Origin of the sequence: Shewanella sp. SR43-4 (genome assembly GCF_014163845.1) — a bacterium.
Classification (GTDB): Bacteria; Pseudomonadota; Gammaproteobacteria; order Enterobacterales; family Shewanellaceae; genus Shewanella; species Shewanella vesiculosa.
This window is the reverse complement of sequence record NZ_JACJEB010000054.1, coordinates 1-539: the sequence shown is the minus strand read 5'-3', so window position 1 is coordinate 539 and position 539 is coordinate 1. Positions and strand designations below refer to the sequence as shown.

Annotated in this window: 1 protein-coding gene; it reads left to right on the top strand. The window is 41.6% G+C overall.

Features of this window, described 5'->3' with window-relative positions:
* Positions 1-539, top strand: a 539-nt coding sequence (locus H5123_RS20385) for a transposase (RefSeq protein ID WP_182699098.1), incomplete at both ends; no start/stop codon positions are given.

Sequence of the window (539 nt, the reverse complement as noted above, 5' to 3'; positions counted from 1 at the left end):
GTGATTGTCGGCGTTGAGTGCATGCATTGCTGGTATTGGGTGTCAGATTGGTGTGCTGAACTTGGGATTGATTTTGTACTAGGTCATGCGCTTTATATGAAGGCGATTCACGGCGGTAAAACCAAAAATGATAAAGTCGATTCCTTTAAAATTGCCTCATTACTGCGTGGTGGTAACTTTCCTATAGCTTATGATTATCCAAGTGAAATGCGCGCTGCACGTGACCTATTACGTCGACGAATGAAAATTGTTCGTCACGGTGCCATGCTCAAAGGTCATGTGGTTAACACCAACAGCCAATACAACTTGCCTGCCACTGAGTTAAATCTTAAAAATATTTCAGCAAGACAAAAACTTCGTGAGCAGTATCAAGACCCTATCGTGCAGCGCAACATTGATTTAGATATGGCGCTGCTTGATTGCTATGCCAAAGAACTCGCTCAAGTTGAATGGTTCATTGAAAAACAAGCCAAAAATCATAATCCAGTGTATCTAGAACTACTTAAAACTGTACCAGGTATTGGCAAGATTCTGTCACT